The 20,867-nt window shown below is 63.4% G+C and carries 17 protein-coding genes; 10 read left to right on the top strand and 7 right to left on the bottom strand.

Translation table 11 applies throughout. The annotated features are described in order from the left end of the window. The first annotated feature begins 200 nt into the window (after positions 1 to 200). The gene (locus tag JT360_RS11050; RefSeq protein WP_250888719.1) at positions 201 to 542 is read left to right on the top strand and encodes a hypothetical protein; all 342 of its coding nucleotides are present in this window, start codon (positions 201 to 203) and stop codon (positions 540 to 542) included. A 51-nt stretch (positions 543 to 593) separates the two neighbouring features. On the opposite strand, the gene ggt is transcribed toward JT360_RS11050, so the two are convergent. The 3 genes from ggt to JT360_RS11035 all read right to left on the bottom strand — a co-directional run bounded on the left by ggt (position 594) and on the right by JT360_RS11035 (position 6,195). Then, positions 594 to 2,333 carry a gamma-glutamyltransferase gene (ggt, locus tag JT360_RS11045; protein ID WP_214471625.1) on the bottom strand — a complete coding sequence of 580 codons (1,740 nt, stop codon included), beginning with the start codon at positions 2,331 to 2,333 and terminating at the stop codon, positions 594 to 596. A 361-nt stretch (positions 2,334 to 2,694) separates the two neighbouring features. Continuing rightward, on the bottom strand, positions 2,695 to 3,987 hold the full coding sequence (rhaI, locus tag JT360_RS11040) for an L-rhamnose catabolism isomerase (RefSeq protein WP_214471624.1): 1,293 nt from the start codon (positions 3,985 to 3,987) through the stop codon (positions 2,695 to 2,697). Positions 3,988 to 4,092: 105 nt separating this feature from the next. Continuing rightward, on the bottom strand, positions 4,093 to 6,195 hold the full coding sequence (locus JT360_RS11035) for a bifunctional rhamnulose-1-phosphate aldolase/short-chain dehydrogenase (protein WP_214471622.1): 2,103 nt from the start codon (positions 6,193 to 6,195) through the stop codon (positions 4,093 to 4,095). A 184-nt stretch (positions 6,196 to 6,379) separates the two neighbouring features. On the opposite strand from JT360_RS11035, the gene JT360_RS11030 reads away from it, so the two are divergent. The 7 genes from JT360_RS11030 (at position 6,380) to JT360_RS11000 (ending at position 13,564) form a co-directional block, all read left to right on the top strand. After that, positions 6,380 to 7,183: a DeoR/GlpR family DNA-binding transcription regulator gene (locus tag JT360_RS11030; RefSeq protein ID WP_214471621.1), complete on the top strand. Its 804-nt coding sequence runs from the start codon at positions 6,380 to 6,382 to the stop codon at positions 7,181 to 7,183. 55 nt (positions 7,184 to 7,238) lie between these two features. Beyond that, complete coding sequence (gene rhaS, locus JT360_RS11025; RefSeq protein WP_214471619.1) at positions 7,239 to 8,234, top strand: rhamnose ABC transporter substrate-binding protein; 996 nt, start codon at positions 7,239 to 7,241, stop codon at positions 8,232 to 8,234. A 117-nt stretch (positions 8,235 to 8,351) separates the two neighbouring features. Further along, positions 8,352 to 9,908, top strand: a complete 1,557-nt coding sequence (locus JT360_RS11020) for a sugar ABC transporter ATP-binding protein (protein ID WP_214471617.1) — start codon at positions 8,352 to 8,354, stop codon at positions 9,906 to 9,908. Beyond that, entirely contained in the window at positions 9,905 to 10,882 is a 978-nt protein-coding gene (locus JT360_RS11015) for an ABC transporter permease (protein WP_214471616.1), read from the top strand. Before JT360_RS11020 ends, JT360_RS11015 begins: the two co-directional genes overlap by 4 nt. After that, the gene (locus JT360_RS11010; RefSeq protein ID WP_214471614.1) at positions 10,879 to 11,874 is read left to right on the top strand and encodes an ABC transporter permease; all 996 of its coding nucleotides are present in this window, start codon (positions 10,879 to 10,881) and stop codon (positions 11,872 to 11,874) included. The genes JT360_RS11015 and JT360_RS11010 overlap by 4 nt, the downstream gene beginning before the upstream one ends. Further along, on the top strand, positions 11,874 to 12,191 hold the full coding sequence (gene rhaM, locus JT360_RS11005) for an L-rhamnose mutarotase (RefSeq protein ID WP_214471612.1): 318 nt from the start codon (positions 11,874 to 11,876) through the stop codon (positions 12,189 to 12,191). The genes JT360_RS11010 and rhaM overlap by 1 nt, the downstream gene beginning before the upstream one ends. Beyond that, complete coding sequence (locus tag JT360_RS11000; protein WP_214471611.1) at positions 12,188 to 13,564, top strand: FGGY-family carbohydrate kinase; 1,377 nt, start codon at positions 12,188 to 12,190, stop codon at positions 13,562 to 13,564. Before rhaM ends, JT360_RS11000 begins: the two co-directional genes overlap by 4 nt. Here JT360_RS11000 and JT360_RS10995 read toward each other — a convergent pair whose 3' ends face one another. Beyond that, a complete protein-coding gene (locus JT360_RS10995; RefSeq protein ID WP_214471610.1) occupies positions 13,565 to 15,391 on the bottom strand; it encodes an alanine racemase in 1,827 nt (608 codons plus the stop codon). Between the two features lie 144 nt (positions 15,392 to 15,535). Between JT360_RS10995 and JT360_RS10990 the strand changes: the two genes are divergently transcribed. Then, entirely contained in the window at positions 15,536 to 15,745 is a 210-nt protein-coding gene (locus JT360_RS10990) for a hypothetical protein (protein WP_214471609.1), read from the top strand. A 7-nt stretch (positions 15,746 to 15,752) separates the two neighbouring features. Here JT360_RS10990 and JT360_RS10985 read toward each other — a convergent pair whose 3' ends face one another. Beyond that, complete coding sequence (locus JT360_RS10985) at positions 15,753 to 17,003, bottom strand: D-amino acid dehydrogenase (protein ID WP_214471608.1); 1,251 nt, start codon at positions 17,001 to 17,003, stop codon at positions 15,753 to 15,755. A gap of 103 nt (positions 17,004 to 17,106) precedes the next feature. Beyond that, positions 17,107 to 18,102 (bottom strand): UDP-glucose 4-epimerase GalE, encoded by a 996-nt coding sequence (gene galE, locus JT360_RS10980; protein WP_214471607.1) that lies wholly within the window; start codon positions 18,100 to 18,102, stop codon positions 17,107 to 17,109. A gap of 278 nt (positions 18,103 to 18,380) precedes the next feature. Here galE and hemA point away from each other — a divergent pair, with 278 nt between their 5' ends. Further along, on the top strand, positions 18,381 to 19,658 hold the full coding sequence (gene hemA, locus JT360_RS10975) for a 5-aminolevulinate synthase (RefSeq protein ID WP_214471606.1): 1,278 nt from the start codon (positions 18,381 to 18,383) through the stop codon (positions 19,656 to 19,658). 27 nt (positions 19,659 to 19,685) lie between these two features. On the opposite strand, the gene JT360_RS10970 is transcribed toward hemA, so the two are convergent. Further along, positions 19,686 to 20,852, bottom strand: a complete 1,167-nt coding sequence (locus JT360_RS10970) for a pyridoxal phosphate-dependent aminotransferase (protein ID WP_214471604.1) — start codon at positions 20,850 to 20,852, stop codon at positions 19,686 to 19,688. Positions 20,853 to 20,867: the final 15 nt, after the last annotated feature.

Below are 20,867 nucleotides of genomic sequence, written 5' to 3'. Positions count from 1 at the left end.
GAAGATGGTCCATGTTGAACGGGATGGTGGCGCGCTATCCGAGCCCGGACGCCTGTTGCATTCGAGCCAGGTGCCCGAAAAAGCGGTGACAAGCAGGGCCGGAACGTGTTGAAGATGACGGTCAACACGGAGAGGGGCGTGCGATCGGGTTGCACTCGGCAAGTGTTGATGGTTTGTTGCCGGTCAGCGGAGAACGAGTGATGCGAGAATCGATCGGTCAAGACGAATACGGGTCGGCCAACCCCTTCGATCCAGACGACCTGCCAAATCTGAACGCGATCGGACCTGGGATCGGCAGCAACGATTTCGAGAAATACGCGGTCGCTGTGATCATCGTGTTCGGCGCCCTGATCATTGGCGGGCTGATGGCCGCGTCGATGACCTTCGGCCATCGCAACGGGTTCCTCTTCGCACTCGGCGGCGCCACATCGGCCTGGATTTCGGGAAATGCGCTTCTGCTCGACCGGCCGCGCATCTACGCGTTGTTCGTCGGCATCGCTGCCCTGATGCTGATCGCGTCGACCATCACGCTGGTTACGTGATGGCCTCTGCCAGATCGTGAGCTAGGGGCCGTTCAAAAGTCCGTCCGGGTATCAGTATCCGAGCGCCTCACCCGATGCCGCGCGGCTGTCGATGGCGCCGTTGTAGCGCGCGCCGCCGCCCTTCTCGATTTCCGCCAGGCTCTTGCCGCCGACCAGAATCCCGGCCGCCTGGCCCCAGGTGGAATCACCGAGATCGAGGTGGTAGCCCATGCCCGCGAGCAGTTTTTCTGTGTCCGGCGACAGGCCGAACGGCTCGACATAAACCGTGTCGGGCAGCCATTGGTGGTGAATGCGGGGCGCGTCGATCGCCTCCTGGATGTTCATGCCATGGTCGATGACGTTGACGATGGCTTCCAGCGTGATGGTGATGATGCGCGAGCCGCCCGGACTGCCGATGACCATGAACGGCTTGCCGTCCCTGGCGACGATGGTTGGGCTCATCGATGACAGCGGCGTCTTCTTCGGCTGGATGGCGTTGGCCTCGCCCTGGACCAGGCCATAGAGATTGGGCACGCCGGGCTTCTGGGTAAAATCGTCCATCTCGTTGTTGAGCAGGATGCCGGTGCCGTCGGCGACGACGCCGGCGCCGAAGGAGCCATTCAGCGTGTAGGTGACGGCGACAGCATTGCCGTCATTGTCGATGATCGAATAATGCGTCGTCTCCTTCGATTCGCCAAAGCCCTTCGGCATCAGATCCTGCGAAACGCCGGCCCGGAACGGGTCGATCTTGCCGCGGATGTCCTTGGCGTAGGCCTTGTCCAGCAGCTTCGAGACCGGATTGTCGACGAAATCGGGATCGCCGAGCGCCGAATTGCGGTCGACATAGGCATGGCGCATCGCCTCGACCATGACATGCACCGTCTCGGCCGAACCGGCGCCGAGATAGGACAGCGGATAGAATTCGAGCACATTCAGAATTTCGCAGATGATGACGCCGCCCGAGCTTGGCGGCGGCGAGGACGTTATCTCGTAGCCGCGATAGGTGCAGGTCACCGGCTTGAGTTCGCGCACCGCATATTGCTCGAAATCGGCCCTGGCCAGGATGCCGCCCTTGGCGCCGCTGGCCTTGACGATAGCGTCAGCGATGGCGCCTTTGTAGAACGCATCAGGGCCTTTCTCGGAAATCGCGGAGAGCGAGGCGGCAAGGTCGGACTGGACCAGCCGCTCGCCGATGCCATAGGGCTGGCCGTCGGGTTTCAAGAAAATGGCGGCGGCCGCGGGGTCCTTGGCCAGCCGCTCCGCATTGCTGGCAAAAGACGCGGCATCGCCTTGGTTGAGGACGAAACCATCCTTGGCATAGCCAATAGCCGGCGCCATCAGATCTTGCCTGGACAAATGGCCGTACTTTTCACGCGCCATTTCGAGACCCGCCACCGAGCCCGGCACGCCGACGGCGAGATAGCCGTCGAGGCTCGCGCCCTTTACCGGCTTGCCGTCCTTGTCGAGATACATGGTCTTGGTCGCCGCCATCGGCGCACGCTCGCGGAAATCGAGGAAGGTCGATTTGCCGTCCTTGAAGCGAATGGTCATGAAGCCGCCGCCGCCGATATTGCCGGCGTTGGGATAGACGACGGCCAGCGCATAGCCGACCGCGACCGCCGCATCGACGGCATTGCCGCCTTTCTTCAACACCTCGACACCGACTTCCGAGGCAAGATGCTGGGCCGTCACCACCATGCCGTGCTCGCCCTTGGCAGGCGCCGGCGAGGCGGCAAAGAGGGCGGCCGATGGCGTTAAGGCAAAAGCGAGCGAAAGGCTGACGGCGATCAGCGTCCGGCGGGTGAGAGGCATGGCGGAGCTCCTTGGGGGGATGCTTAGGAAAGACCGTCGGAGCGAATTAGTCCAATAACAATTGAAGTAGCTAACGGCTCCTCATCCGGCCTCCGCTTCGGTTGCCGTCCGAGGGATCGGAAATATCCCAGGTCGGCGCCGCCCCTCATCGCCCTGCCGGGCACTTCTCCCCGTATAGTGACGGGGAGAAGAGGCGCTCTCATCGGTTTCGCCAATCGTCAGCGTAGGAAAAGAGCTGCCAAGGTCGCGGCCAGCGAACTTCTCCCCGTTCTACGGGGAGAAGGTGCCGGCAGGCGGATGAGGGGCAGCGCCGACGCCGACAGCTATCGAACGCCTGCTTGAAGCAATCGCCGACTTGCCTTCAAACAATCCCGCCGCCGCCGCTGGCGACCGCCGGCCGCTCCGCCGCCACCTTCGCGCGATAGCCGGCATCGCGATAGACAGCGACCGGGTCGATGGCCCCCCCGGTCCTGAGCCGTGCCATGGCCAGAATCGGCTCGACATCGGTGCGGTAGGCTGCCTTCAGCGTCTGCGTCGCCATCAGCGCGTCATTGGTCTCCTGATGGCCTTCCAGCGCCTTGCGGTCGACCAGCAGCGCCTGCGCATAGGCGCGCTGCACCTCGACCGCCGACAGCATCAGGCTTTCGATCGGATCGGTGACGTTGTGGCTCTGGTCGAGCATATGGGCCGGATCGAAACCCTCGGCGCCGGACAGTTCGGCATCGACCAGTTCGTTGAAGACCAGGAACAGCCGGTAAGGATCGATCGACCCGGCATCGAGATCGTCGTCGCCATATTTGGAATCGTTGAAGTGGAAGCCGCCGAGTTTCCTGAACTGGATCAGCCGCGACACGATCATCTCGATGTTGACGTTGGGCGCGTGATGGCCAAGGTCGACCAGGCAGAAAGCCTTATCGCCGAGCTCCTTGGCGATGATGTAGTTGGTGCCCCAGTCCTGCACGACGGTGGAATAGAAGGCCGGTTCGTACATCTTGTGTTCGGTGAACAGCTTCCAGTCGCTGGGCAGCCCGGCATAGACCTCTTTCATGGCGTCGAGATAGCGCTCGAACGCCCTGGCGAAATTGACCTGGCCCGGAAAGTTCGAGCCGTCGCCGATCCACACCGTCAGCGCCTTTGAGCCAAGCGTCCTGCCGATCTCGATGCATTCGAGATTGTGCTCGACCGCTTGCCGGCGCGTGCCGGCGTCGGCATGCGAGAGCGAGCCGAATTTGTAGGAGAGTTTTTGGTCCCTGGCATCCGAGAAGGTGTTGGAGTTCATGGCGTCGAACGCTAAACCGAAGCGCGAGGCGGCCTGCTTCAGGCGGTTCGGATCGGCCTTGTCCCACGGAATGTGCAGGGACACGGTCGGGGTCGCCTGGGTGAGCTGCTTGATGACGGCGCAATCCTCGATCTTGTCGAAGATGTCGCGCGGCTCACCAGCGCCGGGAAAGCGGGCAAAGCGGGTTCCGCCGGTGCCGACGCCCCAGGAGGGGATGGCCACGGCGAATTTCTCGACCTTGTCCCGGATAGCATCGATGGCGATGCCGCGGCGGTCGAGGCGCTCGCCGAGCGAGGCGTAATCACGCTCGAGATTGGCCTTGCGGGCGGCATTGTCCTTGTCGACGATGTCGGCGGAGATGATGGTTTCGGACACGGCTGTTCCTCCCAAAATGCGTTCAGTCAGCGCTGCCCCTCATCCGCCTGCCGGCACCTTCTCCTCGTATAGTGACGGGGAGAAGGGAAGCGCTTCGACATTTGCTCAGCGTGTAAAGCTCTGCGCGTTGCCGGCGTCGACATTGATGATGTTGCCGGTCGACTTGGCCGACATGTCGGAAGCGAAGAAATAGATCGCTTCGGCGATGTCCTCCGGAAAGACCGAGCGCTTCAGCATCGAGCGCGAGCGGTAATGTTCCTCGAGGTCGTCGGTCGACATCTTGTAGGCGGCGGCGCGCTGTTCCTTCCACTCGCCGGTCCAGATCTTCGAGCCGCGCAGGACGGCGTCCGGATTGACGACGTTGACCCTGATCTGCGCTTCCGCACCTTCCAGCGCCAGGCAGCGGGCGAGATGGATCTCGGCGGCCTTGGCGGTGCAATAGGCGGCGGCGTTGGGCGAGGCGGCAAGCCCGTTCTTGGAGGCGACGAAGACGACATTGCCGCCGATCTTCTGTACCCGGAACAGCCGGAACGCTTCTCGCGACACCAGGAAATAGCCGGTCGACAGGATGTCCATGTTCTTGTTCCACAGCGCCAGTGTGGTTTCCTCGATCGGCGCCGAGGAGGCGAGACCGGCATTGGACACCAGAATGTCGATCCCGCCGAACTCGACCGCCGTTTCGGCAAAGCCGGCGACCACCTGATCCTCCGAGGTGACGTTGATCACCACCGGCCGGACGAAATCCTTGCCGTAGGCCTTGGCCAATTCGTCATTGGCGCTGGCGAGCGCTGCTTCATCGATGTCGGCCAGTACGACGCAGGCGCCCTCGCGCAGCAGCCGGTTCGCCGTCGCGCGGCCGATGCCGCCGGCGCCGCCGGTGACCAGCGCGATCTGGCCGGCAAGCGACTTCGGCTTCGGCATGCGCTGCAGCTTCAAATCCTCGAGCAGCCAGTATTCGATGTCGAAGGCTTCCTGCGCCGGCAGGCCGACATAGGAAGAGACGGTCGAGGCGCCGCGCATGACATTGATGGCGTTGACGTAGAATTCGCCCGAGATGCGCGCCGTCGCCTTGTCGCCGGCGAAGGTGAACATGCCGACGCCCGGCATCAGGTAGACCACGGCATTGGGATCGCGGATGGCCGGCGAGTCCGGATGCTTGCAGCTGTCGTAATAGGCCTGGTAGCCCACACGATAGGCGGCAACGTCGTCGGCGAGGCGTGCGATGACGGCATCGACATCAGGCTTTGCCGGATCGAACTCGATGACCAGCGGCCGGATCTTGGTGCGCAGGAAATGGTCGGGGCATGAGGTGCCGAGTGCGGCCAGCGGACGCAAATCCCTGGAGTTGACGAATTCGAGCACGGCGGCGGAATCGTCGAAATGGCCGAGCTTGTGGCTCTTTTCCGAGATCAGGCCGCGGATTTTCGGCATCAGTTTTGCCGCGATGGCACGGCGTGCGGCGGCGTCGAGCGACTTCACCACTTCGCCACCGAATATGGCGACGCCCTCGGAGCGACGCTCGAACCATTCGATCGCCTGGTTGATCACCGAGATCGTCGTTTCGTAGCATTCCTTGGGCGTGTCGCCCCAGGTGAACAAGCCGTGGCTTTCGAGGATGACGCCTTTGGCGTCCGGATGTTCGAGGCAGAATTTCTCAAGCCACAGACCCAATTCGAAGCCAGGACGCTTCCACGGCAACCAGCCGATGGTATCGCCAAAGATCTCCTTGGTCAGCGCCTTCGAATCCTTCGCTGCGGCGATGGCGATGATGGCATCGGGATGCATGTGATCGACAAAAGGCTTCGGCACGTAGGCATGCAGCGGCGTGTCGATCGAGGCCGCGCGCGGATTGAGGTTGAAGGTACAGTGGGGCAGATATCCCACCATCTCGTCCTCGTGCTCGACGCCGCGATAAAGACCTTTCAGCGCGCGCAGCTTGTCCATGTAGAGCGTGGCAAAGCCATCTGTTTTGATCGAGGCGCTGTCGCCGCCCGAGCCCTTGACCCACAGCACTTCGACGTTCTCGCCGCTGAGCGGGTCCTTCTGCCAGATCTTCGAGGACGTGTTGCCGCCGCCATAATTGGTGACGCGCTTGTCGGAACCGAGCGTGTTCGAACGATAGACCAATAGCTCAGGGTCGCTCATCCCCTTGGCTTTCGCATCATCCCAAAGATTGGCCAGGCGCGAGCCGGAGCGCTTGTCGAGCATAGGTATCCTCCCTGGGACGCAAAAAAGCGCGGTCCATTTTGTCGGGAATGTCTACGCAAGCAGGCCGCTTGTCAATCACAAACGATCAATATCGATCATATTGCACTGCACAATGAAATTATATGATCGGAAATGATTGACACTGCTCGTTTTCTAGTGCCAGATGGCTAGGCAGGGAGGAACCATGCACGAAAAAGAGCGCCATAGGATCATTCTATCCGCCGTCCAGGAAAAGCCTGTGGTGACGGTGCAGGAAATGGTCGACCTGACGGAGTCCTCCGAGGCGACGATCCGGCGCGACATAGCGGCTCTTCACGTGCAAAAACGCCTGCGCCGGGTGCGCGGCGGCGCCGAAGCGATCTCTCCGCCGCAGTTCATTGGGCTCGCCGGCCGGCCCTTTTCCGTCAACGAAACGCTCAACGCATCACAAAAGCGGGCAATCGCCCGCGAAGCGGTCGAATTGTGTGGGGATGGCGAGCCGATCATCATCAATGGCGGCACCACTACTTTCCAGATGGTGCATTTCCTGACCGGCCGCCGCATGCCGATCTTCACCAATTCGTTCCCCATCGCCGAGCACCTGCTCAAGCACTCCAAGAACACGGTGATGCTGTCGGGTGGCACGATCTACCGCGAGCAGAACATCATCCTGTCGCCCTTCGACAATGACGTGACGCGCAATTTCTATGCGCGCCGCATGTTCATGGGCGCTCAAGGGTTGGGGCCGCTCGGGCTGATGGAAGGCGACCCTCTCTTGATCCAGGCGGAACAGAAGCTGATCGACCAGGCCGACGAACTGGTGGTGCTGGTCGATTCCTCGAAATTCCGCAAGCGCTCCAGCCTCATCCTGTGTGGCCTATCGCGCATCGCCACCGTCATCACCGACGACGGCATCGAGGATCGGGAAGCCAAGATGTTGGAGACCGCGGGGGTGACGCTGATCGTCGCCCGCAAATCGGCAAAGGAAGAATCTTCACTGCAGGCCTGAGGTCAACTCACGCCCGCAGCGGCGATGGAATGCAACGCTCAAGGGAGGAAATTCGATGAGCTTTCTGAAGAAATTGATGGTTACAGCGGCGTTTTCCGCCGCCATGTTCGTGAATGCCGCCTACGCAGAAAACGTCAAGATCGCGCTGGTGGTGAAGTCGCTCGGCAACGGCTTCTTCGATGCCGCCAACAAGGGCGCCGAAGAGGCGGCCAAGGAACTCGGCGACGTCGACATCATCTACACCGGCCCGACCAAGGCGACCGCTGAAGCGCAGATCGAAGTGGTCAATTCGCTGATCGCCCAGAAGGTCAACGCCATCGCGATTTCGGCCAATGACGCCGACGCGCTGGTGCCGGTGCTGAAGAAGGCCATGGAGCGCGGCATCACCGTCATCTCGTGGGATTCCGGGGTCGCCAAGGAAGGCCGCCAGCTTCACCTCAACCCTTCCGACACGGGCCTGATCGGCGAAACGATCATCAAGCTCGCCGCCGACTATCTGCCTGAGGGCGGCGACGTCGCCATCCTGTCGGCCTCCTCGACCGCGACCAATCAGAACGCCTGGATCGATGCGGCCAAGAAGGTGCTGCCGGAGAAGTTCCCGAAGATCAAGCTGGTCGCCACCGTCTATGGCGATGACGACTCGGCCAAAAGCACCGACGAAGCCAAGGGCCTGTTGAAGTCCTATCCGAACCTCAAGGCGATCATTGCGCCGACCACCGTCGGCGTCGTCGCCGCCGCCCAGGTCGTCACCGACGAGAACCTGATCGGCAAGGTCAATGTCACCGGCCTCGCGCTGCCGTCCGAGTTCAAGAAGTTCATCGACAACGGCGCAAGCCAGGCGGTGGCCCTCTGGAACCCGATCGACCTCGGCTACTCCGCCGTCTATCTCGCCCATGACCTGGCGGTGAAGAAGGAAGAGGCCAAGCCCGGCGCGACACTGTCGATCGGCCGCGTCGGCAAGGTCACGCTCGACGACAGCAACTCGGCTGCGATGGCCCCGCCCTTCCAGTTCGACAAGTCCAACATCGAGAAGTTCTCCAAGATCTATTGATCTCGGACGCTCGCACCACCCTCCCCCTCGTGGGGAGGGTCGGCGAGCCGGCTTCGCGACGCGATGCAGGCGAGACGGGGTGGGGGTGGCGACATCTCCATGCACCAGGACCTTGATATGCTAGACAACCCCCACCCCGCTCAAATCGTTCGCGACCCTCCCCCCAAGGGGTCGGGTGAGACGGCACCACGCCTGACGCTGTCCGGCATCTCGAAAAGCTTTCCCGGCGTGCGCGCGCTGCACAATGTCAGCCTGTCGCTCTATCCGGGCCAGGTGACCGCGCTGATCGGCGAGAACGGCGCCGGCAAGTCGACGCTGGTCAAGATCATGACCGGCATCTACCAGCCCGATGAGGGTGCGATCACCATCGACGGCCAGACCGTCACTCTGCCCAGCGCGCATGCCGCCTTTGGCCATGGCGTCACGGCGATCCATCAGGAAACCGTGCTGTTCGACGATTTGACGGTCGCCGAGAACATCTTTCTCGGTCATGCGCCGCGCACGCGTTTCGGCACCATCGACTGGCGCACGATGCGCAAAAATGCGCGCGAAGTGCTCGACACCATGCATGCCGGCCATATCGACGCCGACGTCCGGCTGAAAGACCTCGGTATCGCCAACAAGCATCTCGTCGCCGTGGCGCGCGCCATGTCGATCGACGCGCGGATCGTCATCATGGACGAGCCGACCGCCGCCCTTTCGATGAAGGAGATCGAAGAGCTCTTTTTGCTGATCGAGTTCCTCAAGAGCGAAGGCAAGGCGATCCTGTTCATCAGCCACAAGTTCGACGAGATCTACCGCATCGCCGACCGCTACACTGTGTTCCGCGACGGCGAGATGGTCGGCGAAGGCCTGATCAAGGACGCCGGCCAGAGCCAGATCGTACGCATGATGGTCGGCCGCTCGGTCGACCACATCTTTCCGCAGCGCAAGGCCGAGATCGGCGCGCCGGTGCTCTCCGTCTCCGGCCTGTCACACCCGACCGAGTTCAACGACATCGGCTTCGAGTTGCACAAGGGCGAAATCCTCGGCTTCTACGGTCTTGTCGGCGCCGGACGCAGCGAGGTTATGCAGGCGATTTCAGGCATCACCCGCACCTCGGGCGGCACGATCACGCTGGACGGCAAGGTGATCGTGCCGAAATCGGCGGCGGATTCGATCGAGGCCGGCATCGTCTACGTGCCGGAGGAGCGCGGCAAACAAGGCGTGGTGATCGGCCTGCCGATCTTCCAGAACGTCTCGCTGCCATCGCTCAAACGCACCTCCAAGTCAGGCCTGCTGCGGCTGGCGGAGGAGTTTTCACTTGCCCGTTCCTACACCGAGCGGTTGGACCTGCGCGCCTCTTCGCTCAGCCAGGACGTCGGCACGCTGTCGGGCGGCAACCAGCAGAAGATCGTTATCGCCAAATGGCTGGCGACCGCGCCCAAGGTGATCATTCTGGATGAGCCGACCAAGGGCATCGACATCGGCTCCAAGGCCGCCGTGCACGGCTTCATGGCCGAGTTGGTGGCGCAAGGCCTTTCGGTGATCATGGTGTCGTCGGAATTGCCCGAAATCCTCGGCATGTCCGACCGCGTCGTCGTCATGCGCGAGGGCCTCATCGCGGCGGTCTATGACAACAAGGGCCTGGATGCCGAGACGCTGGTCCGGACGGCAGCGGGGATCGCGGCATGAAGGCTTTCCTGAAACACCGCGAAATCTGGCTGCTTGCGGCGATCGTCGTTTTGATCGGGCTGATCTCGACCCGTTTCCCGGCCTTTGCCGATCCGGGCAATCTGCGCCAGGTGTTCAACGACACCTCGATCCTGATGATCCTGGCGCTCGGCCAGATGGTCATCATCCTCACCCGGTCGATCGACCTGTCGATGGCGTCGAACCTCTGCTTCACCGGCATGGTGGTGGCGATGCTCAACGCCGCGCACCCGGCGATCCCGATCCCGCTGCTGATCGTCATCGCGCTGGCCGTCGGGCTGGTGCTCGGCGCCATCAATGGCCTTTTGGTGTGGCGGCTGAACATCCCATCGATCGTGGTGACTTTGGGCACGCTCACCATCTATCGCGGCGCCACTTTCGTCCTGTCAGGGGGCGCGTGGGTCAATGCCGACAAGATGAGCCCTGAGTTCATCGGCTTCCAGCGCGCCGCCTTCCTTGGCATCCCGGTGCTGTCCTGGATCGCCATCCTGGTCATCGGGCTGTTCTTCGTTGTGATGACACGGACCGCGCTCGGCCGCTCGATCTATGCCATCGGCGTCAACCCGACCGCGTCGGTCTATGCCGGCATCGATGTTGGCCGCACGAAATTCCTCGTCTTCTGCATCTCCGGCATGATCGGCGGGCTTTGCGGCTACCTCTGGATCTCGCGCTACGTGATCGCCTCGGTCGAGGTCGCCAACGGCTACGAGCTCAACATCATCGCCGCCTGCGTCATTGGCGGCATCTCGATCGCCGGCGGCATCGGATCGGTCGGTGGCGCGGTGTTAGGGGCGCTGTTCCTCGGCATCATCTCCAACGCGCTGCCGGTGATCAACATCTCGCCTTTCTGGCAGATGGCGATTTCGGGCAGCGCCATCATCCTCGCCGTCGTGCTCAACGCGCGCGGCGAACGCCAGCAGGGCCGCATTATCCTGAGAAAGGCGGAAGCGGCATGACCGACATCCCAGCCCCGCGCCGTATCCCCGACCGGCTCGACAAGCCGCTCTCTTCGGCGATCTTTTCCTGGGAAGCGCTGCTGGTCGTGGTGGCTATCGCTATCTTCGCCATCAACAGCTTCGCTTCTCCCTATTTCCTCGACCCCTATTCGCTGTCAGACCTGACCTTCAATTTCACCGAGAAGGGTCTGATCGCCTTTGCCATGGCGCTGCTGATCATATCGGGCGAGATCGACCTGTCGGTGGCCGCGATCATCGCGCTGGCCTCGACCATGATGGGTATGGCCGTGCAGGCCGGCGCCGGCACGCCGGTGCTGGTGCTGATCGGCATCGTCGTCGGGCTCGGCTGCGGTGCCTTCAACGGGCTGCTGGTGACAAGGCTTGGCCTGCCCTCCATCGTCGTCACAATCGGCACGATGAGCCTGTTTCGCGGCACCGCCTTCATCATCCTCGGCGACCAAGCCTATAAGGGCTATCCCGAAAGCTTCGCTTTCTTCGGCCAAGGCTATGTCTGGTGGGTGGTGTCGTTCGAACTGGTGCTCTTCCTCGTCGCGGCCGTCGTCTACTGGTTCCTGCTGCATCGCACGAGTTTCGGCCGCCGTGTCTTTGCCATCGGCAACAATCCGGTCGCTGCACAGTTTTCCGGCGTGCGCGTCGGCCGCATCAAATTCATCCTGTTCTGCCTGACCGGGCTGATGTCGGGCATCGCCTCGGTGCTGATCACCTCGCGGCTGGGCTCGACGCGGCCGTCGATCGCGCAGGGCTACGAGCTGGAAGTCATCACCATGGTGGTGCTCGGCGGCGTCAGCATTTTGGGCGGTGCCGGCAGCATTGTCGGCGTCGTGCTCGCCGCCTTCATCATGGGGCTGGTGACCTTCGGGCTCGGCCTGCTCAACGTGCCCGGCATCGTCATGTCGATCTTCATCGGCCTGCTGCTGATCATTGTCATCGCCCTGCCGATCGTCTGGCGACGGCTGCGCGGAGGACGCTGATGGCAGAGAAATACGCATTCAGGATGAAGCTCAGGCCCGGCATGAAAGCCGAGTACAAGAATCGCCACGACGAGATCTGGCCTTCTCTGGTCGCGCTGCTTAAGCAGGCCGGCGTGTCCGACTACTCGATCCATCTCGATGCGGAAACCAACATCCTGTTTGGCGTGCTGTGGCGGCGCGACGACCACGGCATGGACGAATTGCCGGGGCATCCGGTGATGCAGCGCTGGTGGGCAGACATGGCCGACCTTATGGAGACCAAGCCGGACAACGAGCCGGTGGCCGAGCCGCTGGAAACCGTGTTCCACATGGCATGAGTGCCCCGCGCCACATTGCCGTCATCGACATCGGCAAGACCAACGCCAAGGTGGCGCTGGTCGACCTCTTGACGCTGAGCGAGGTTGCGCTGCGCCGCATGGCGAATGCGCCGGTGCGGCAGGCGCCCTACCCGCATCACGATGTCGAGGGACTGTGGGCGTTCATCCTCGATAGTCTTGCCGGCCTCAACCGCGAACAGCGCATCGACGCCATATCGATCACCACCCACGGCGCGACGGGCGCGCTGGTCGATGCCGCGGGCGAACTGGTGCTGCCGGTGCTCGACTATGAGTTCGATGGCCCCGACAGGCTGGCGGCGGACTATGACGCAATCCGGCCGCCCTTTGCCGAGACCGGCACGCCGCGCCTGCCGCTCGGCCTCAATCTCGGCGCGCAGTTCTTCTGGCAGCAGAAGAGCTTCCCGATGGAGTTCGCCAAGGCCGCCGCGATGCTGATGTACCCGCAATACTGGGCGCTGCGCCTGACCGGGGTCACCGCCAACGAGGTGACCTCGCTCGGCTGCCACACCGATCTGTGGGACCCGTGGAAAGCGGATTTCTCATCGCTGGTCGACGATATGGAATGGCGCGGCCTGATGGCGCCGGTGCGGCCGGCCAGGGACCGCCTTGGCCCGATCCTGCCCGCGCTTGCGGCGCACACAGGCCTCGATCCGCGAATCCCTGTCTTTTGCGGGCTGCACGATTCCAACGCCTCGCTGCTGCCGCATCTCCTGTCCGACGCGCCACCCTTCTCGGTCGTCTCGACCGGCACCTGGGTGGTGTCGATGGCGGTCGGCGGTAAGGCGGTCACGCTCGACCCGGCGCGCGACACGTTGGTCAATGTCAACGCGCTCGGTGATCCCGTTCCCTCGGCCCGCTTCATGGGTGGCCGCGAATTTTCGTTGCTGACAGAAGGCCAGCCGGAGAACTGGACCGAAGACGACATCAGTACCGTACTGACGCGAAAGACAATGCTGCTGCCCTCGACCCAGCGCGGGTCGGGACCGTTTCCGCACCATGCCGCGACATGGCTTGACGACGACGGCATCAACGACGGCCAGCGCTTTGCCGCCGTCTCGTTCTATCTGGCGCTGATGACGGCGATCTGCCTCGACCTGATCGGCGCCGACGGCCCGACCATTGTCGAAGGGCCTTTCGCCCGCAACCGTTTGTTTGTCGGCATGCTGGCAGCAGCGACCGCACGTGCCGTCGTCGCCTCGGAGGCCGCCACCGGCACCAGCATCGGCGCCGCACTCCTCGCATCGGATCAGGTCTCGGCGCACGGCAAGGGCGAGCGCGTTGAACCGCCGACCGACGGGGCCTGGGCGGACTATGCCAGCGCCTGGAGCGTGGCGATCGAAGCGCAGGGCTGATCAGAGGATCCGCTTGCCGAAGGCCGACATGACAAAGTTGATCAAGTCGGTACCGATCCGAGGCTCAAGATCCGCGGTCAGGCCCGAGACATCCATCGACAGCAGACCGCCGGAGAGCGCGATCGCCTCCATCGCCTGGTGCGTTTCGCGTACCGTCAGCCCGCCTGAGCCGGCTGCCCAGCCGGCGAATTCGGTGGCTGTCGGCGAATAGCTGACGTGAAAACCTTGCGTGCCCGAAGTGGCGATGCGGATCGCCTCATGCATCAGGTCGCGCATGCCCATGGCGTCAATGTCGGTCATGGTGAAGGCCGAGACACGCGAATCCTTCAGCACCCTCGCCTCGGCCGGATCAGCATGGCGCAGGCCGACAATGACGACATTTTCCGGCGACAGCTGCGGCTGCAGCGCGCCCGCCTTGTGGTCGAGGCCGAGGCTGCGTGCCAGCACCGAGCCCTCCGGCAGGTCGATGCCGTCCTCATCCTCGGGCAGCAGGGCGGCGATGGAATCGATCCAGATCAGGCCGAAGGAATGGGTCGCGCGCGCCGTTGCGGTCAGCGCCTTGTGCGCGATGCGGCGGTCGGCGCCGGCGGCGAGCCGGATCAGTCCCGAGGGCGGCCGCTCAATATCGGCCAGTTCGACGACGTCGAAACCCATCGCCTCCAGCCGCGCGCCTGTGCCCTCCCGGGCCAGGATGCCAGTGGCTTCCCGTTCTGCCGAGATTGATACCATCTTGCGGCCGGAAAAATCCGCGACGTCGTGCATCGGGGCTTTTTCGACATATTCCGAGGTCATCGCCAGCAGCATGGCGCCATAGCTCATGCGGAAGGCGACGCGATCGCCGACGGCGGGCGGCGGATCGGCGTCCTGAACGTCGAGCAGGAGATGGTCGCTGGAGGCGCCGAGCACCCGCACCCCCTTGGCGATCGGCGTAAGCCCTTCGACCAGCACGTCCTCGCGGCCAATATTGGCGATGGCGCGCAGCCTGTCGCCCTCGTCCGGGAAGACCGGCTGGTTGCCGAAAGCGTCGTAGCCGGACTCGCCGATCGGCCGTGACGGCTTGAGCTTGACCTCGATGATATCGCTGGTCAGCCGGCAGGCATCCGGTTCGAGTTCAGCCCATGGCGCATCGCGGAAGGTCTCGACGCCGCCTTGCAGGATCGCCTCGCCGACCCTGAGATTGTTGATGCCGGCGGGCAGCTTGCCGTCGAGCAGCAGCGGCAGCGACGACGAGGCGCCACCCGAGATCCAGTCGAGGCTTTTGCCGGACAGACGCTCGGTCTTGTAGGCATGGGCGACGAGCTGTCCAAGGTTTTCCGGCGTCGGCATGATGGCGCCGAAGCAGCCGAGATTGGTGCCGATGCCGGCAATGCGGACGCCCTTGAGTGCCAGGATCTGCTCGACCGTGGGGATCAGGTCGTTCGGCCAGATACCTTCCCGGAGATCGCCGAGATCGATCATCAGCATGATGTCGTGGACGCGGCCCATGCGCTCGGCGATGCGGGCGATTTCGCGAATGGTGGCCAGTTCCGACTGCAGGCTGATGTCGACGGTGCGCACCACTTCCTCGACACGCGCCATCGGCGGGCTGCGCAGCAGCATGATCGGCGCGTTGATGCCGCTGTCGCGCAGCCGGCGGATGTTCTCGAAGCGCGATTCGGCGATGCCGGTGACACCGCCGCGCAGCATGGCGCGCGCCACCTGCGGCATGCCGCAAGTACCCTTGGTGACGCCAAACACCTTGATGCCCGACAGGCCGCAGCGGTCGACGATAGTGCGGGCGTTGCGCTCGATGCGGCCAAGGTCGATGGCGACTTGCGGACCGGACATTTTTCACTCAGGGTTGCTGCATCTGTCAGTCGGATGCATCGTCCATATCGTCGTCAAATATTTGTCAAACTGGTGCAGTGACGGGTCTCGATGTCGGAAACCAGAGCAATTGTATGTGGGCACGTCTTTCGATCGGAGAGGCCAGTGACGCTGGTCATTCATCATTCCGATGGTGAGTGGCAACTGACGTGCGGCGAACATGATCACCCCGCAGACTGCGGGGATTTCGAGGTCGTCGGTCTCAGCCATCTGACCGCCAGGCAGGACAACCTGGCACAGATCGGCCAGCTTGAGCGCGGATGGCTTGCCGAATGGGTGCAGGGCGAATGGACTCGGTGCCAACACGACGATTAGTGCTCCTTCAGTTGACGTAGACCAGCCCTTGCGGATCGATCTCCGGCTTTCGCCCGGCGACGAGGTCGGCGAGGAATTTTCCCGAGCCGCAGGCCATGGTCCAGCCGACATGGCCATGGCCGGTGTCGAGATAGAGGTTTTTGTAGCGCGCCTGGCCGATGACCGGCACGGAGTTCGGCATCATCGGCCGCAGGCCGGCCCAGAGTTCGGCTTTCTTCTCGTCGAAGGCACCGGGGAACAGATCCTTGCCGGTTCTGAACATGGCGGCGAAGTCGCTCGGCCTATGCGTGCGGTCGAAGCCGGTGAATTCGGCGGTCGAAGCGAGCCGCAGCCGGTTGCCCAGCCTGGAATAGGCGATCAGCTGGTCCTCGTCGGCGCCGCCCATGGTTGGCCCCTTGCTCTCATCCTCCAGGGGTATAGTCGCGGTGTAACCCTTCACCGGGTAGACGGGCAGGTCGATTCCGTAGCGGCGGCCGAGCAGGCCGCTTTCCGGCCCCATCGAGATGACCACGGCATCGCCGGCAATCGGTCCGGCCGAGGTCATTACCGCGCGCACCCGGTCGCCCTCGATGTCGAGGCCCTCGACCGTCGTGCCGTAGAGGAACTTCACACCGAGCTTTTCGGCGGCTTGAGCGGCGAGCCTTTCGACGAACTGACGGGAGTCACCGGTCTGGTCGATCGGCGAATAGACGCCGCCGGCAATCTTTTCCCTCACGCCGGCAAGGCCCGGTTCAAGCTCGACCAGCCGGTCGCGGCCGACGATCTCGATCGGCAAGCCATGCTCGGCCAGATAGCGGTAATTGTCGGTGCCGGTGTCGAGGCTGTGCTGCGAGCGGAAGAAATAGAGGATGCCCTTCTTGCGCTCGTCATAATGAATGCCGGTGTCGGCGGAGATGGCGTTGATGCAGTCGCGCGAATAAAGTGCCAGGCGCAGCTTGACCTGGCTGTTGGCGCGCAGGCGCTCTTTCGTGCACTGACGCAGGAAGCGCAAACTCCAGGCAAGGAAATAAGGATCGAAGCGCAGCCGCACCTTAATGCCGAGATCATGATTGTAGAGCCCGCGCAAAAAGGTCTTCAGCGCCGCCGGCGAGGCCCAGGCGGTGGCGTCGCCCGGCGACACCAGGCCGGCATTCGACTGGCTGGTGCCGCGCGCCGGCGCCGCATGGCGCTCGATCACGGTGACCTCATGGCCGTCCGCGGCCAGATAATAGGCGGCCGCCGTTCCGACAACGCCGGCCCCGAGCACCGTTATCTTCATGCCATCCCCCAAAAGCTCTCCGCGGCCAGCGCCTTCACGCTTCACCGCGAACGCCTTCCATAGCGCTTCGCCGCACGCCTTGCGAGCCCTCGGGTAACCCCGCTCAGCCGCGCGCGGAGTTCTTGCCGGTCAGGATGCGTTCCCAGGCCAGCGCATCGGCAACGATCTGGTCGAGATCGTCGCGCTGCGGGGTCCAGCCGAGTTCGGCGCGAGCGAGATCCGAATTGGCGACCACCGCCGCCGCATCGCCGGGACGCCGGTCGCCCATCTTGACCTCGAAGTCATGACCGAAGGCGCGCCGCACGCTGTCGATGACCTCGAGCACCGAATAGCCATGGCTGTAGCCGCAATTGGCGACGAGGCTGGCGCCGCCGGCGCGCAGCCGTTGCAGGGCGAGGCGATGCGCCGCCGCCAGGTCGCTGACATGGATGTAGTCGCGCATGCAGGTCCCGTCCGGCGTCGGGTAATCGGTGCCGAACACCTGCATGAACGGGCGCTTGCCGAGCGCCGTCTCGCAGGCAACCTTGATCAGATGGGTGGCGCCCGGCGTCGACTGGCCGGTACGGCCCTTCGGATCGGCGCCGGCGACGTTGAAATAGCGCAGGGCGGTGTAGCGAAGTCCGTGCGCGATCGCGGCATCGCGCAGCATCCATTCGCTCATCAGCTTGGACAGGCCATAGGGCGATTCGGGTGCCAGGCGGGCATCTTCGCGTACCGGCTCCAGCCCGGCGCCGCCATAGACGGCGGCGGTCGAGGAAAAGATGAAATTGGGCACGCCCTCGCGCACCGCGGTCTCGATCAGCGTGCGGGTCTTGCAGGTGTTGTTCTCGTAGTAGCCGAGCGGGTCGGCTACCGATTCCGGAACCACGATGGAGCCGGCGAAATGGATGATCGCGTCGACATGATTGTCCCTGATGACGCCGCCGACCAATTCCTTGTCGGCGACATCGCCGACGACCAGCCTTGCCTCCGGCGCCACCGCCCATTCGAAGCCGGTGGACAGGCGGTCGAGAACGACCACGCTCTCGCCCGCATCCAGCAATTCCCAGACCATATGGCTGCCGATATAGCCGGCGCCGCCTGTCACTAGAACCGTCATGCACGTCCTCGCTTTTTCCAAGATTTATCGGAAACTGTCTCACCCCCGCCTTACTGGAAACCTCGCCGCTGGGCCATTACAACCCTGGTTACCGGCGTTCACGTGATGTGGCATCGTGCTGAAACAAAAGTGATCCACAGAGCGTATCGTGAAGTGGGAATAGGCCACGATCCGCCACCGTTAGAAACAGGTGCGGGGCGTGGCATTTTGACCAAAATGGCCCGGTGGACGACCAATAGGGCAATGATTATGATCCCGCGCAAAATTGGGAAGCCGACATGAACTACCAGCGGTTCTTCGAAGAAGCGATCGACCAGCTCCATGCGGAGCGTCGCTATCGTGTCTTCGCCGACCTTGAGCGCATCGCGGGCAAGTTTCCGCGCGCCATCTGGCGCGCCAATGGCCGCGCCGAGGAAATCACCGTCTGGTGCTCCAACGATTATCTCGGCATGGGCCAGCATCCCGACGTCATCGCCGCGTTCCAGAACGCGGCCGGCCGGATGGGTTCGGGCGCCGGCGGCACCCGCAACATTTCCGGCACCTCGAACCCGCTGGTCGAGCTCGAGCATGAGCTTGCCGATCTGCACGGCAAGGAAGCGGGCCTCGTCTTCACCTCCGGCTTCGTCTCCAACGAAGCCTCGATCTCGACCATTGCGCGGCTTTTGCCCAATTGCCTGATCATTTCGGACGAGCTGAACCATGCCTCGATGATCGAAGGCGTGCGGCGCTCGGGCGCCGAGAAGAAAATCTTCCGCCACAATGACGTCGCCCATCTGGAAAGCCTGCTGCAGGCGGCCGGCCGCGAACGCGCCAAGCTGATCGTCTTCGAAAGCGTCTATTCGATGGATGGCGACATCGCGCCGATCAGAGAGATCGTCGAACTCGCCGAGCGCTACAACGCCATGACCTATATCGACGAGGTCCATGCCGTCGGCATGTACGGACCGCGCGGCGGCGGCATCACCGAGCGCGAGGGCCTCGCCGACCGCATCGACATCATCGAAGGCACGCTGGCCAAGGCGTTCGGCACGCTGGGCGGCTATATCACCGGCACCAGTGCGGTCATCGACGCGGTGCGGTCTTACGCACCGGGCTTCATCTTCACCACCGCGCTGCCGCCGGCGATCGCCGCCGCTGCCACCACCTCGATCCGCCATCTCAAGCGCTCGCAGGCCGAGCGCGACGCCCAGCAGCAGCAAGCGAGCCGGACCAAGCAGATCTTGTCGGCCGCCGGCCTGCCGGTGATGGAATCGCCCACCCATATCGTGCCGGTGCTGGTTGGCGACCCGGAACTCTGCAAGATGGCGAGCGACCGCCTGCTTGGCGTGCACGGCATCTACATCCAGCCGATCAACTACCCGACCGTGCCGCGCGGCACGGAGCGGCTGCGCATCACGCCGACGCCGTTCCATTCGGACGCGCTGATCGCCGAATTGCAGGACGCGCTGGTCGAGACCTGGGACGCACTCGGCATTCCCTACGGTTCGGCAGGACGGCCATCGGTGGCCAAGAGCGACCGGATCATTCCCCTGCTGGTGCCCAAGTCGGGCGGCTAACATGGAGCGGCTAAAGCCGCCGCCCGCTCAAACGCTCTTCATCCATTTCGCTAGCCGGTGCGCCGCTTCCTCGAGCTGGTCGAGGCGGCGATGGAAGCACAGCCTGAGGAAGGCCTCGCCGCCGGGGCCGAAAGCGGTGCCCGGCGCCAGGCCGACATTGGCCTTGTCGACGATGTCGAAGGCGGCCGTGCGTGAATCGATGATGCCGTCGACGGTGAAGAACAGATAGAAGGCGCCCTGCGGCACCGTGAACCGGGCGCGGCCGGTGGCGCCGAGAATGCCGCAGACCAGGTCTCGCGCCTTTCTTGCCCGCTCCACCTGTTCGGCGACGAAGGCATCGCCCTCGTCAAGCGCGGCCACCGCGCCGCGCTGCATGAACTGGGCGACACCCGAATTCGAATACTGGATCAGGTTCTCGAACACCTGCTGCAAGCTCGGATGCGTCTTGATCCAGCCGACGCGCCAGCCGGTCATCGCCCAATTCTTGGAAAAAGAGTTGACGAACAGGATGCGGTCTTCCGCTGCCGCGATGTCGAGGAAGGATGGCGCGCGGCCATGACTATAGTGGAATAGCGAATAGATCTCGTCGGCGATGATCCAAAGGTTTTTGGCGCGAGCGAGATCGAGGATCGCCCGCAAGGTCTCGTGATCGGCGGTCCAGCCGGTCGGGTTCGACGGCGTGTTGATGAACAGCGCCTTGGTGCGCGGCGTGATCGCCGCCGCGATCTTCTCGACGTCGCAGGACCAGCCATTACCGGAATGATCGAGCGTGACCGCCACCGGAACGGCTCCCGCAATCGCGGCGGCCGCGTCGAAGTTCGGCCAGGCAGGAGACAAATAGATCACTTCGTCGCCGGCTCCTGCAAGCGCGTCGAGCGCCAACTGGATGGCATGCATGCCGGATCCGGTGACGATGAAATGCTCCTCGGGGAAGGTCTTGGCGAAATGCCTGGCGTAATAACGTGCCAAAGCCTGCCTGAGATCGGGGATACCCCTCTGCCAGGTGTAGAACGTCTCGCCGCCGGCCAGCGCCTTGGACGCGGCATCGGTGATAAAGGCCGGCGTCGGCAGGTCGCCCTCTCCGGCCCAGAGCGGGATCATGCCTTCGCGCAGCCGCCCGTAATTGACGACGGCGACAATGCCGCTTTCGGGCGCCGCACGGGCTTCAGCGCGCAAGGTCTCGATCAGGCTCATGGACAGATCCGCTTT

The organism is Mesorhizobium sp. dw_380 (assembly GCF_018588885.1).
In the GTDB taxonomy this organism is placed as follows: Bacteria; Pseudomonadota; Alphaproteobacteria; order Rhizobiales; family Rhizobiaceae; genus Mesorhizobium.
The sequence above is the reverse complement of the archived record's forward strand: the minus strand, read 5'-3'. Positions and strand labels throughout refer to the sequence as shown.